The organism is Nocardia sp. CA-128927 (genome assembly GCF_050955855.1).
Taxonomy (GTDB): Bacteria; Actinomycetota; Actinomycetes; order Mycobacteriales; family Mycobacteriaceae; genus Nocardia.
The window spans coordinates 2,326,408-2,339,156 of sequence record NZ_CP192087.1; the positions used below are offsets into that span (position 1 = coordinate 2,326,408).

The window sequence follows — 12,749 nt, forward strand, 5'->3', positions numbered from 1 at the left end:
AAGGTCTCATTCATATCGCCCACTCTGACAAGCCGGTGGAATGACAATGAATATCCCCACAGAAGACGTCGTCGATGCTCTTCGTGCGTCACTCAAGGAAGCCAAGGCCATGCGGCGGCGAAACGAGCTTCTGGAAGCGCGGCTCTATGAGCCGATTGCGATTGTGGGTACCGGCTGCCGGTACCCGGGTGGTGTCGGTAATGCGGAGGATCTTTGGCGTGTCGTGTCGGACGGTGTGAATACGGTTGGTGAGGTTCCCGCGGGTCGTGGGTGGGATCTGGCGAGTATTTACGATCCTGATCCTGATTGTCTGGGCGCTACGTATGTACGGCACGGGTCGTTTCTTGATGGCGCGGATTTGTTCGATGCGGGCTTTTTCGGGATCAGCCCACGTGAGGCGTTGATGATGGACCCGCAGCAGCGGTTGATATTGGAGACGGTGTGGGAGGCGGTGGAGCACGCTGGAATTGATCCGATGTCGTTGCGTGGCACTCGAACCGGGGTCTATATAGGTGCGAATGGGCAGGGTGATACTGGACGGCCCAACCAGGCCTCGGCCGAGTCCGAGGGATATCTGATGACAGGTATCAGTACCAGTGCAATATCCGGGCGCGTATCCTATTCGCTTGGTTTGACGGGGCCGGCTCTCACTCTCGATTCAGCCTGCTCCGCGTCGCTGACCGCCTTGCATCAATCCTGTCAATCTCTGCGGTCGGGTGAGTGCGACTTGGCGTTGGCCGGGGGAGTCTCGGTGATGGCCAGTTCTCTGGTATTTATCGGATTGGCGCGTCAGCGTGCGTTGTCGCCGGATGGTCGGTGTAAGGCGTTTGCGGCGGGGGCGGATGGGATGGGTGTGGCTGAGGGTGTGGGTGTTGTGGTGTTGGAGCGGTTGTCGGATGCGGTTCGTCTTGGGCATGAGGTGTTGGCGGTGGTGCGGGGTTCGGCGGTGAATCAGGATGGTGCGTCGAATGGTTTGACGGCGCCGAATGGTCCGTCGCAGGAGCGGGTGATTCGGGCGGCGTTGGCGAATGCGCGGTTGTTGGCTGCTGATGTGGATGTGGTGGAGGCTCATGGGACGGGGACGAAGTTGGGTGATCCGATCGAGGCGCAAGCGATTTTGGCGACTTATGGTCAGGATCGGCGGGTTGGGGGTGAGCCGGTGTGGTTGGGGTCGGTGAAGTCGAATATTGGTCATACGCAGGCGGCGGCGGGTGTTGCGGGTGTGATCAAGATGGTGCAGGCGATACGTCATGGGGTGTTGCCGGCGACGTTGCATGTGGATGAGCCGACGTCGCATGTGGATTGGTCTTCGGGTGGGGTGGGGTTGTTGACCGAGTCGCGGTCGTGGCCGGTGACGGGTCATCCGCGTCGGGCTGCGGTGTCCTCGTTCGGGATTACGGGGACGAATGTTCATCTCATTTTGGAGCAGGCACCACCGGGTAAGGGTGTTGACGACGCAGACGCTGGGGTAAGTGTGGGCGCTGACACTGAGCCGAGTGTTGTGGTGCCGTGGGTTGTTTCGGGCAAGTCCGCAGAAGCGTTGCAGGCTCAGGCGCGGCGGTTGTCCGCCCATATCGACCAGCATCGCGGACTGCGCCCGGCCGATGTGGGTTTGTCGTTGGTGTCGACGCGTTCGGTGTTTGATCATCGTGCGGTGATTCTGGGGCGGGATCGTGCCGATTTCCTGCGGGGGCTCGAGGCGGTGGCTGGCGGGGAGCCGGCACCGGATGTGGTGGAGGGCGTGGCTTCGCGGGAGCCGGGCAAGGTGGTGTTTGTGTTTCCGGGGCAGGGTTCGCAGTGGGTGGGGATGGGCCGGGAGTTGCTGGATTCTTCGCCGGTATTCGCTGAACAGATGAATGCGTGTGCGGTTGCTCTAGAGGAGTTGGTGGAGTGGTCGTTGATGGATGTGGTGTGTGGTGTGGGGGGTGCGGCGTCGTTGGATCGGGTGGATGTGGTGCAGCCGGTGTTGTTCGCGATGATGGTGTCGCTGGCCGCGGTGTGGCGCTCTTACGGGGTGGAACCTGATGCGGTAGTGGGGCATTCGCAGGGTGAGGTCGCCGCGGCGTGTGTGGCGGGGGTGTTGTCGCTGCAAGACGCGGCGCGGGTGGTGGTGGTGCGTAGTCGGTTGGTGGGTGAGGTGTTGGCGGGTGCGGGTGGGATGGCGTCGGTGGCGTTGCCGGTGGATGTGGTGGAATCGCGGTTGAGTAGGTGGGGTGGTCGTGTGGTGGTCGCGGCGGTGAATGGTCGGTCGTCGGTGGTGGTTTCGGGTGAGCCTGATGCGTTGGACGAGTGGGTGGGCGTGTGTGAAGCCGAAGGGGTTCGGGCGAAACGGATTCCGGTGAACTATGCGGCGCATTCGGTGGCGGTGGAGTCGCTTCGGGATCGGTTACTGATCGAGTTATCGGGGATCACCGCGCGGGCGGTAGAGATCCCGTTCTATTCTGGAGTTACTGGTGGATGTGTAGATACGGCCGGGTTGGACGGGGACTACTGGTTCCGGAATCTGCGTGACACTGTGCAGTTCGAGGAAAGTATTCGCAGCCTTGCCGAGCAGGGTCATGGTGTGTTCATCGAGGTGAGTCCGCATCCGGTGTTGGCGGCCGATATTCAGGACACGATCGGTGATACCGCGACCGCGGTGGGATCGTTGCGTCGCGGTGACGGTGGCATCCGCCGGTTCATGACCGAGATGGCGCAGGTATTCGTGCGTGGCATACCGGTCGACTGGAAACGCAGGTTCACCGGTATCGCAGCACGGCGGGTCGAGCTACCGACGTATGCCTTTCAACACCAACGCTTTTGGTCGGACAACGATGTGCCTCCTGGCGTAACTCCCACCAGTTCAGATGAGGCACTGCTCTGGCAAATGATCGACCGCGAAGACCGCGCAACTCTGATCGAGACGCTCGACCTGGCCGATAATAGCCAAAAAGACGCATTGGGTCAGGTACTTCCCGCGCTCTCGGCATGGCATCGCCGTACTCGCGACATGACGACTATCCAGCAGTGGCGTTACCGCGTCACCTGGCAGCCTTACCGCGCCCTGTCCGCCGCTACGAGCCCGACCGGAACATGGCTACTCGCGATTCCGGCCGGCCACGCCGATCATCCTTGGGCTACAGCTCTGACCACCGCTCTCACCGAGAACGGCGCCCACGTCGTACCTGTTGTCATCGGCAGAGACGAGACCGACCGCGCCGCCATCGCCCACCGTATACGCGACCTATTAGCCCCGCAGCAGGCACCTCCGCGAGCAGTGGTGTCCTTGCTTGCCCTCGATGAACGATCCCACTCGCACTATCCAGCGTTGTCCAACGGTCTCGTGGCTACGCTCGGCCTCATCCAGGCTCATCACGACACATCTACCTCGATACCTCTCTGGCTGACCACCATCGGTGCTGTCAGCACTGCCCCGCCGGACCTCCTGACACACCCTGCTCTAGCCCACATTTGGGGTCTGGGTTACACCGCCTGCCTGGAAAACCCCACCGCTTGGGGCGGACTCGTCGATCTCCCCGACAGCCCGACACCCACCATTGTTCGCCACGTGGTCCGCGCTGTTGCCGACCTGCACCCAGAAGACCAACTCGCTATTCGCTCGACCGGCATCTACTGCCGACGACTCGAACACGCCCCGGAGCCGCGTACTCGTGTGAGCTCCTGGATGCCACCCGGAACTGTCCTGGTGACCGGTGGGACAATTCCGGTGGTCACGAATATCGCGCGCTGGCTTGCCAGCAATGGTGCTGAGCACATCATCCTCGCTCGCGACGGCTCGCGCCCCGCGGATAGAACCGATATATCCGCTGAACTCGTCGATCTCGAAGTCAGCGCCGCCGTTACCACCTGCGACGCGGCCAACCGGCACGACATTGCGAGGTTGCTGGTCGACGTTCCCCTTGAATGTCCGTTGGTCGCCGTCGTCCATATCGCGGATAAGTTCGATGATGCCGCGTTGGACTGTCTCGACCCACAACAACTCGATGCCGTCGTCGGCCCGGGGGCGGCGACCGTCTGGAACCTGCACGATCTCACCCGTGAGGTCGATCTATCCGCCTTCATCCTATTGTCCCCGGCTGCCGGCATTCTGGGCGGGCCCGAACAAGCCGCTGCCGCTGCCGTCTGTGCATTCCTCGATGCCTTCGCCCACCACCGCCGCACACAAGGTTTGCCGGCCACATCGATCACCTGGGGTCCCTGGGACGATATGTCATTCAGCGGCAATATGTCGGAGCAGGATCTGCTTCGGCGCGGAATCGGGGTGCTGCCGCACCAGCCGGCGATCATGGCGCTGCAACAAACTCTGGAACAGAACGATACGGCTGTGCTGGTGTCGGCGGTCGATTGGGGTCAGCTCGTCTCTGCGCTATTCTGCGATGCGGTGAGTCCGTTACTCAGCTCGCTGCCCGAGGTCGCAGCCACAGGTGACTCGGCCGATGCGGCGAGCCAGCCGGCGGATACGGTTGAGGAGTTCCGTACACGACTGGCTGGACTTTCTGAACGTGATCAGCACGACCTGCTTCTGCAGCGCATCGGTGCCATCTTGGCGGCGCTACTGAACCATCCGTCCTCGGATGAGGTCGCGAGCGAGGGGCGTTTTCAGGAACTAGGCGTTGATTCACTCATCGCGGTTTCGTTGCGTAAGAAGCTGACCACGGTCACCGGGGTGCGGCTTGCATCAACCTTCAGCTTCGACCATCCCACGCCCACGGCGCTGGCCGCCCATCTGCGGACCGAACTCACGGACAGCACCGCGACAATTACGTACGCCTCTGCTGCCGACGGTGATGCCGGAAGTATCGGAGCGATATTCAAATCCGCGATAAATCAGCACAGGTTCGCCGACGCGCTGGACTTTCTGAGCGCTACCGCGCGTACCAGGACGAAATACGGCTATGCGTCGGAATCAACATCATTGCCGCGGCCGTTCTACCTCGAGCGGGGCGACGGTGAGCCGATGATTATTTGTCTCAACACAGTAACTCCGACACAAGGGCAGTTTCACTACACACGCTTCGCCGCTGTGTTCCGCGGCATAAGAGATGTGGTTGTGCTCTCCAGCCCCGGATTCACTGTGGATGAGGATTTGCCGGAAACTGTTGAAGTGCTGTCGGAAACCATGGCCACGGCCATCGTCGACTGCGCGGCAGGCAAGTCTTTCGTGCTGGTCGGGCATTCCTCCGGCGGTTGGATAGGTCACGCGGTCACCAGCTGTCTGGAAGCTCGAGGAGTGCATCCCGCCGGACTTGTTCTGATCGACACCAGATTTATCGACACGCTGGAAATCGACGCCTTGGGTGGCTTCTTGTCGATAGCAGATGATTACTGGGGAGAGTATTATCTGACCGACTATGCTCCCATGTCGGCATTCGGGCACTATTTGGATATATTCGGAAACTGGAGTAAGCCGGCGCTGGCGACTCGAGTGCTGTCGATCGAAGCAACAGAAAACCTCTCGGCAGGTATAGATGACGTGCAGATTCCCATGGTTCGGTATGCCAACGAGATTCGGGTCAAGATGGCCGGGAATCACTTTTCGGTCATGGTCGATGACAGGCTTTGTCAGGAGGTGATCACGCTCATAGAAAACCTGGTGCCGGGGGGAGAGATGACCCGCCCCTGAATCGCTGTCGCGAGTTTCGCTGCACCGAGGTCGGCTGGCGTCGATTCAAACTGCGGGATGCGACTGTTGTCGAGAACGCCGCCTGTCGTAACTGTGTGCTCACCTGGTCGAGATCCAGGCGTGACAGTGTGTCGCTGACCGACAGGGCTGCGATGGGTTGGGAGTCGCCACCCATAATCGGAACGGCGACACATACTACGCCGCTCGCGTATTCCTCAGCGCTGTAGGCGATCCCGGTTCGGCGGATCGTGTCCAGCTCGGCGCGCAGATCCGCGACATTGACGATCGTTGGTCCGGTCGCTGCCGTGAGCGCCCCATCGCCGGGCAGCGTATGCAGATACGGGTGCTCGTAGGCCAGCAGGATCTTCCCGATGGCCGTGGAGTGCGCGGGGGTATGGGTGTGCCCGAAGGACGGCGTCCGCACCGGTTGGTGGCCGTAAATCCGTTCCAAGAAGCGGACTTCGGCTCCCGCCAATACCCCGAGCGACACCGTCGCCCCGGTGCTTTCGTGTATGTCCACTAGATGCGGCACCGCCGCCGCTCGCAGCCGCTCGAGGCCCTCGGACATTCCGGCGACTTCCATCAATCGTTTCCCGACGGCATAGCTCGTTCCGCGACGCTCTACGAGCCCGCTGGCACTCAGGGTCTGCAGAATCCGCCATACCGTGGTTTTCGGGATGCCCACTATGCGGGCAAGGTCCGACAACGCGACCGGCTGCATCTCGGTGCCCAGCGCGACCAACACGCGGGCCGTGCGCGCGACCGAGCCGCCCGAACACGATGAGTCACTAACCGGTCCGCCATGCCGTTGGCGAGGATACATAATACTCACATTCGGTCTCGCCCCCGATGGCTAACAAACGCTCACATCACCATTGACTGCGGTACTCGACTCCACCACAGCGTGCCCCGCTCGAGTGAGCTCGCCCAGTTTGTCAGATCGAGAGCGCGTGACGGCAAATTTTCTTGGGAGTTGAGACCTGCTCGAACTTGGTTTCACTCGTGCCGTATCTGGACTGCCGAGTGACTGCGCGGGATGAGCGCGACCGCATCCGCGCTGCCATGGACGGCATCCTCACCGGTACTCCACAACGATCCAACGGCGCGCTCACCGTCGTCCTATTACACCCGTGGATGCTGTCCGATCCGCCGATGTGTGCACTATGTCGGAGTGGTATGTGCACTGCGCCAGGCAGTTCGCTGATCCAGTCCCCCCGCCAGTGCAGCAGGGATCATACAACCGCGCCCTACGGCTCATCGATACCTGGTAGCGCTGTGACGCTTGACCGTTCGAGGGCTTCCCTCCGCCATTCGCGCGGTGTCATGCCGTAGGCGGCGCGGAAGCGGCGGGTGAAATGCGAAGGGTCTCGGAAGCCGTGGCTGTAGGCGATCGCTGCGATCGTCTGGTACTGAAGGTCGGGTCGAGCGAGGTCGCTTTGGACGCGCTCGAGTCGTTGGGTGATGATCGCCTTCTCGAGGCTGAGTCCCGCACGGGCGCACACCTTGTACAGGTAGCGGAGCGAAATATTGTGGGCGCGGGCGATTGCGGCCGCATTGAGGTCCGGATCGGACAGCTGACGGCGGATGTATTCGCGGATCTGGGTCAGCAGGATATCCTGGGGAAGCGCAGTCCCGTCCTCGTTGCCTTGGGTAGCCGCCGACATCAGGAACGCGCGCACCAGCTCCACGCAGGCATCGCCCAGGACAGGCGCCCCGGCATCGCTCTCGAGCGTGTCGATTGAATCGGCTGTCAGAGCAATTTGGTTGGCGAGAAAGCGATAAAGTGGGCTGTGTTGTGGCCGACGCAGGGCGGCGTGGATCGTCTCGATCGACAGGCCCAGTTGCTCGCGGGAAACGAACATCGCCACACCTTGTCCGCCGGGCCAGTCGATCTGGTAGGGCAGATCGAGATCCATTATGAGCAGCTGACCGGCTGTGGCCTCGTATTGGGTATCGGGATATGTCAGGCGTGAGCGGTTGCGCTCCTGAAGTTGGATCGCGAGCAACGAAGTGGGTGAAGTCCGAACCTGTTTCACTGTTCGGGTCAAGGTAAATCCGGTCATCGCCGATCGGTGCACGCGAAGCTGTCCGAGTTGCCAGCTGTCGTAACGCGCGACGACCGAACCTTCAGAGGTGAACGCCATGTATGCCGGTGCAGACGCCTCCTGTGTTGCGGTAGCCAGCATTTCCGCGCGGTCGCGCGGATCGAACTGGTCGGTGTCAAGGATAATCGTCATATCATCCCCTAGGCCGTCGGACCGAGTTCTAGCGTGCACAGTCGATCAATGAGAGCGCACTGACGATCAATTATCAGGCGGCCGTGCAATTTATGGTCGAGATCGGGCGGATTGCCGTCGTAGCTTTGAGCCGCCGCGGCGGCGATCCGCCCGACCGAGAACAACCTGGCACGGTCTTCTGGTGCAGGCAGTCTGCTGCACTCCCCGGCGATGCCGTTGTCGTGCAGTGGGCACCCGAGCATGGCAGCTGCAGAACGACGTGGCGAGGCCGGCGAATTCCGCGACCATTGGTCGATACAACGATCGCCGAGTTCTCGCTGATCCTTTTATGCGTAGTTCATGGAGATGTTGAAACATAGTTACGTTTCCACTGATATGACCGGCCGCTTCCGCTTCAGCAAGGTCGAAGTATTGTTCCTGCTGAGACTCCGGTCAGCTGAGCGCCGGCGAGGACTGGTCTGCCGTTGACGATGACATCGTCGATTCCGATGGCCAGCGCTCGCGGTGTGGCATAGGTGGCGCGATCGGTGACCGCCGTGGGGGCGACGATAGTCAGGTCAGCGACCTTTCCTCGGGCGATGGTCCCTCGATCGGACAGCCGGAATCGGCACGCTGGACGAGCGGCCAAATGGACTGCCGCCTGTGCCCAGGTCCAGTCGCGCAGTTCACGGACATGCCGACCGAGCAGTCGTGCGAAGGCACCGAAGCCACGAGGGTGCGGATGCCCACCGACATAGATCCCGTCGGACCCACCCATGTGCACGTCATGGCGGAGTAGTTGCCTGACTGAGTCCATGCCATTGCGTTCCGGATACTCGAACACCACACCGGCGCCGAGCGCGGTGGCGATGAGTAGTTCGGCGCAGAAGTCGTCGGGGGCCATGCCGACTCGGCGGGCCGCCTCACACAACCGCAGGCCCTCCGTCCACCGGTAGCGGTCGCTTGGCACGTGGGCGAGGGTAAGTCGTTGCCACAGTGCCGGATCAGTTTCCGCCGTAATCGCCTTGCGCACAGTGTGATCGGCGAGTGCGTCGAGGGTCTGATCGAGATCTGCGGTAGCCAGCCAGTCGGGCAGCATCTTCGAAAGAATGCTGCACCCGCGCAGATAGGGGTAGGTGTCGTAGGTGAGGTCCAGCCCGCTCGCGAGGGCGGTGTCGACCAACTCGAGCAGTGGGCCGCCGGCGCCGTGATAGTGCGAAATATGTACCGGGACAGTCGCGCGGTGGCCGATGGCACACGCCTCGCGCACACCGGTGGCAGCGTCGTTTCCGTAACTACGCATGTGGGTCACGTAGGGGAGTCCGTGGCGTGCGGCTGGTCGGCTCAGCGCCGCCAGTTCGGTGATCGTGGCGAACCGACCGGGAAGGTAGCTCAGCCCTGAGGACACACCGACCGCACCATGGTCGATGCCTTCCTCGACCAAGGCGACCATCGCAGCTAGTTGCTGCGCGTCCGGTATTCGTGAACATTCGCCCATGACGCTGTAACGCACTGTGCCGAGTGGCACCAGATACGCCGTGTTCAGCGCGGTCGTTCGGTGATAGCCCTCGAGTAGACCAGCGATGCTGAAGCGCGGCTCGAGCAGGTCGATCTGGTGCGGAGCGATCGAGCCGTTCACGGCAGCGAAGTAGCGTGACACCCAGTGCAGCGCGGCAGGGGTCGCCGGCGCGAACGATAATCCGTCCTGGCCTAGCACGAACGTGGTGACGCCCTGCCGCAACGCCGCCAACTGTACTTGCGGGTCGAGTGCGGCATTCTCGCCGTGGACGTGGGCGTCGATGAAGCCCGGCAGCACATACCGGCCGACTGCGTCGATCTCGTTCCGTGCCGTGGCGGTACTGAGATCACCGATCTCGCGAATTCGGTCGGCGATGATGCCGATGTCGGCTGCTCGTCCCGGACCGCCTGCACCGTCGAAGACGACACCGTCACGGACTATCAGGTCGAACATGACACAACCGGGGAAAGATTGTTGATCTTAGCCACGCGTGCTTCGGCCGCGCTGCCGCTGGCTTTGGCGTCGCCGTGGACCGGGGGTTCGAGCCGTGACATTCGGCGTTGCTGTTGAGTAACCGAGCAGCTACATGCCGCAGGTTGCGTTGACTTGCCCGTCCCGGGGGTGGCTAACTCTCTGGTATGGCAGCGGTGACGGATATCATCGTCGTTAGTGAGCTCGAGGGGTCCGAGAACCTGTCGGACGCGATTGCGATGTATCGGGAAGTGTTTGCTCTGCGGGATGACGACCCCGCGCCGAGCCCGCGGTTGCTGGCCGCGCTCGTTCGCAACGGTGGTATTGCGCTCGGCGCCTACGTCGGCGGGGAGCTGGCCGGATTCACCTACGGTTTTCTCGGCATCGACCAGGGCTGTACAGGTCAGGTCGCCGCGCTCTACCACTACATGGAACTGCTGGTGGTCCGGCCCGATCGCCGCAGCACTGGCGTCGGTCGTGCGCTGATGTATCGCATGCGCGACATCGCCCTTACCCGCGGACTGGGCACAATCCGGTGGGCTTATGATCCGTTGCGCACCGACAACGCCTATTTCTACCTCGATGTGCTGGCTGCCCGCGGATGTGATTTCGTGCCCAATTTCTATGGCATCGAAAACATCGGACGCGACCGGGGGCGTCCCACCGACCGGATCATCGTCCAGTGGGAGGTGGCCGGATACACCCGCCGCTGGCCGGACCCGCCGCCCGGGCTGGTAGTCGGTTCTCCTGTTACCGATCCTCGGGCCGATATCGAGACAGTCCTGCTTGCGATCCCCACGGACTGCGACCATGTGCGCCAGGATGTCTCGTGCGATCTGTGCTGCCGCATTCGCGGTACTTTGCGCGCGTTGATCACCGTAGGGTTCCAACCGGTGTCGTGTCGCAGAACCGCCGACGATGTCGCCGTCTACCGGCTCGTGGCCGATCCAGCCCTGCGCAGTTCCGATCGTCATGCCGCACCTCATCAATCCGGTCCCAGCTAGCGCTGTGCCGCTTCGGGTCGTTGCTGCCCTATTACGCTGACCCCCGGCTGTGCGAGCTGATTGCGTCACTGAGTGGTGCGTCGTAGCTCGACAACGATCAGCCTAATGATGGCAGCCCGGACAGTGGACCAAAGAGATTTGGTCTTGATTGCGCGAAATTCTTGTGCGGCAAGACTGTTCGCGATTTGGTGCGCGAGGTGAGGGGTGGACGGCGAATCGAGTTGCCCACCTACGCCTTCCAGCGCCGGCACTACTGGCTGGACAACAACCTGCCCCCCGGCGCCGCCAGCACAGCAGAGGCGCTGCTGTGGCAAACAATCGAACGTGATGACCGCGCAAGCCTGATCGAGACACTCGACCTCACGGGCGACGACCAGAAGGGCGCCTTGGATCAGGTACTTCCCGCACTCGCCGCATGGCGTCGGCGCACTCGTGCTCTGCTCAGCGCGCTACCCGAGGTCGACAGCGCAACAGACTCCGTTGATGACATGGGATACGAGGTAGATACTGGTGGTGAGTCATTGCGTACACGGCTGGCGGAATGCTCCGATTCCGCCGATCAGCGCGTCCTGCTCTTGGCGCGTATCCGTGCGATCCTTGCGGTGTTGCTGAATCAACCGTCAGCGGACGAGGTCGCGAGTGATAAACGTTTCAGGAGTTGGGTGATTCGCTCATCGCGGTTTCGCTGCGTAAGCAACTGACGATGATCACCGGTGTTCGGCTTTCTCCTACCGTCACCTTTGATCATGGCACTCCCGCGGCGCTGGCCGCCCATCTCCAGACGGAACTCATGGAAGGTATCTCGACTGTTGCGCACGCCACTGCTACCGATGATCATGCCGGAAGCATCGGATCGGTGTTCACATCGGCGATAAGTCAGCAGAAGTTCACTGAGGCGTTGGAATTTCTGAGTGCAGCGGGGCGCACCAGAACAAATTCGGCAGCGTTTCGGAGTTGGCGGATTTGCCGCGCCCATTTTGTCTCGAGTGGGGCGGCGATGGCCCGATGATTATTTGTCTCAACACCGTGACTCCGACGCAAGCCTACTTTCATTACGCCGGCTTCGCCGCTGAGTTCCGTGATATTCGAGATGTGGTGGTCCTCTCCAGTCCAGGATTCTCGGCGGGGGAGGACTTGCCGGAGACCATCGAGGCGCTGGCGGAAACTATGGACACAGCTATTATCGATTGCGCGGCAGGCAAATCATTCATCCTTGTCGGGCATTCCTCCGGCGGTTGGATAGGACACGCGGTTACGCGTTTCCTGGAAGCTACCGGAGTGCCTCCCGCTGGCCTTGTTCTGATCGATACTCGGTTTATCGACACAGATGATCCCAATATTGTAGGTGGGTTTATGTTCACAGTCGCTGATATTGGGGGGAATACTATTCGGTTGACTATGCTCCGATGTCGGCATTCGGTCACTATCTGGATCTGTTCAGAAGCTGGAGCAAGCCGCGTTGGCGACTCGAGTACTGACGACCGACTCCATGGAACGTGTGATCAACCGAGGTAATTCTGGTCGGGCGGCGCTGATACCGGTCGTGAGTGCACGGTTGTTCGTGTTCTTGTCGTACCCTTCACCTGGGGGGATTACTTGACCGCTGACACATCCGTCACGCCATCATTGTCGGCCGTGTGCCCCGGCGAAAACCCCAGAATCACCACCGAATTCGCGTCACATCGACGCAGGTCACAATTTCACCGGCCGACAACGCCGGAGCCGTGGGTCACCTCGCTAGCCGCCGGACAAACCCAACCCAGCGAGTTGGCCGACTACATCCGGGGGCCAGTTGAAACAGGACTTTCCCTCAGCCCTGACCGCAGCGCTCAGCCCCAGTATGATCTGAAAATCTCAATCCGAACCCGATCACGCCGGGCCGAAGGGCCGACGAAGGTCGAGGTTAGGGACCGGGA

General features: G+C 61.6%; 8 protein-coding genes. 5 read left to right on the top strand and 3 right to left on the bottom strand.

Annotated features, from left to right (window positions below; all coding sequences use genetic code 11):
• Positions 1-46 precede the first annotated feature (46 nt).
• The gene (locus ACQPW1_RS11110; RefSeq protein WP_433662636.1) at positions 47-5,623 is read left to right on the top strand and encodes a type I polyketide synthase; all 5,577 of its coding nucleotides are present in this window, start codon (positions 47-49) and stop codon (positions 5,621-5,623) included.
• Here ACQPW1_RS11110 and ACQPW1_RS11115 read toward each other — a convergent pair.
• From ACQPW1_RS11115 to ACQPW1_RS11125, 3 genes are all read right to left on the bottom strand, one after another.
• Positions 5,580-6,446 carry an IclR family transcriptional regulator gene (locus ACQPW1_RS11115; protein WP_433662637.1) on the bottom strand — a complete coding sequence of 289 codons (867 nt, stop codon included), beginning with the start codon at positions 6,444-6,446 and terminating at the stop codon, positions 5,580-5,582. The genes ACQPW1_RS11110 and ACQPW1_RS11115 overlap by 44 nt on opposite strands.
• Before the next feature lie 424 nt (positions 6,447-6,870).
• The gene (locus ACQPW1_RS11120) at positions 6,871-7,860 is read right to left on the bottom strand and encodes a helix-turn-helix domain-containing protein (protein ID WP_433662638.1); all 990 of its coding nucleotides are present in this window, start codon (positions 7,858-7,860) and stop codon (positions 6,871-6,873) included.
• 394 nt (positions 7,861-8,254) lie between these two features.
• Entirely contained in the window at positions 8,255-9,811 is a 1,557-nt protein-coding gene (locus tag ACQPW1_RS11125; RefSeq protein WP_433662639.1) for an N-acyl-D-amino-acid deacylase family protein, read from the bottom strand.
• Positions 9,812-10,005: 194 nt separating this feature from the next.
• Between ACQPW1_RS11125 and ACQPW1_RS11130 the strand changes: the two genes are divergently transcribed.
• The 4 genes from ACQPW1_RS11130 (at position 10,006) to ACQPW1_RS11145 (ending at position 12,348) form a co-directional block, all read left to right on the top strand.
• Complete coding sequence (locus ACQPW1_RS11130; RefSeq protein WP_433662640.1) at positions 10,006-10,833, top strand: GNAT family N-acetyltransferase; 828 nt, start codon at positions 10,006-10,008, stop codon at positions 10,831-10,833.
• Between the two features lie 221 nt (positions 10,834-11,054).
• Complete coding sequence (locus tag ACQPW1_RS11135; protein ID WP_433662641.1) at positions 11,055-11,534, top strand: hypothetical protein; 480 nt, start codon at positions 11,055-11,057, stop codon at positions 11,532-11,534.
• A 2-nt stretch (positions 11,535-11,536) separates the two neighbouring features.
• The gene (locus ACQPW1_RS11140; protein WP_433662642.1) at positions 11,537-11,842 is read left to right on the top strand and encodes an acyl carrier protein; all 306 of its coding nucleotides are present in this window, start codon (positions 11,537-11,539) and stop codon (positions 11,840-11,842) included.
• Positions 11,839-12,348, top strand: coding sequence for an alpha/beta fold hydrolase (locus tag ACQPW1_RS11145; protein WP_433665205.1), 510 nt, complete (start codon positions 11,839-11,841; stop codon positions 12,346-12,348). The genes ACQPW1_RS11140 and ACQPW1_RS11145 overlap by 4 nt, the downstream gene beginning before the upstream one ends.
• Positions 12,349-12,749 lie beyond the last annotated feature (401 nt).

What these genes read in the sequence shown, in the direction of transcription:
- ACQPW1_RS11110 (WP_433662636.1), top strand. Translation starts at nt 47, where the DNA reads ATGAATATCCCCACAGAAGACGTCGTCGATGCTCTTCGTGCGTCACTC.
- ACQPW1_RS11115 (WP_433662637.1), bottom strand. Translation starts at nt 6,446, where the DNA reads ATGTATCCTCGCCAACGGCATGGCGGACCGGTTAGTGACTCATCGTGT.
- ACQPW1_RS11120 (WP_433662638.1), bottom strand. Translation starts at nt 7,860, where the DNA reads ATGACGATTATCCTTGACACCGACCAGTTCGATCCGCGCGACCGCGCG.
- ACQPW1_RS11125 (WP_433662639.1), bottom strand. Translation starts at nt 9,811, where the DNA reads ATGTTCGACCTGATAGTCCGTGACGGTGTCGTCTTCGACGGTGCAGGC.
- ACQPW1_RS11140 (WP_433662642.1), top strand. Translation starts at nt 11,537, where the DNA reads ATGATCACCGGTGTTCGGCTTTCTCCTACCGTCACCTTTGATCATGGC.
- ACQPW1_RS11145 (WP_433665205.1), top strand. Translation starts at nt 11,839, where the DNA reads ATGATTATTTGTCTCAACACCGTGACTCCGACGCAAGCCTACTTTCAT.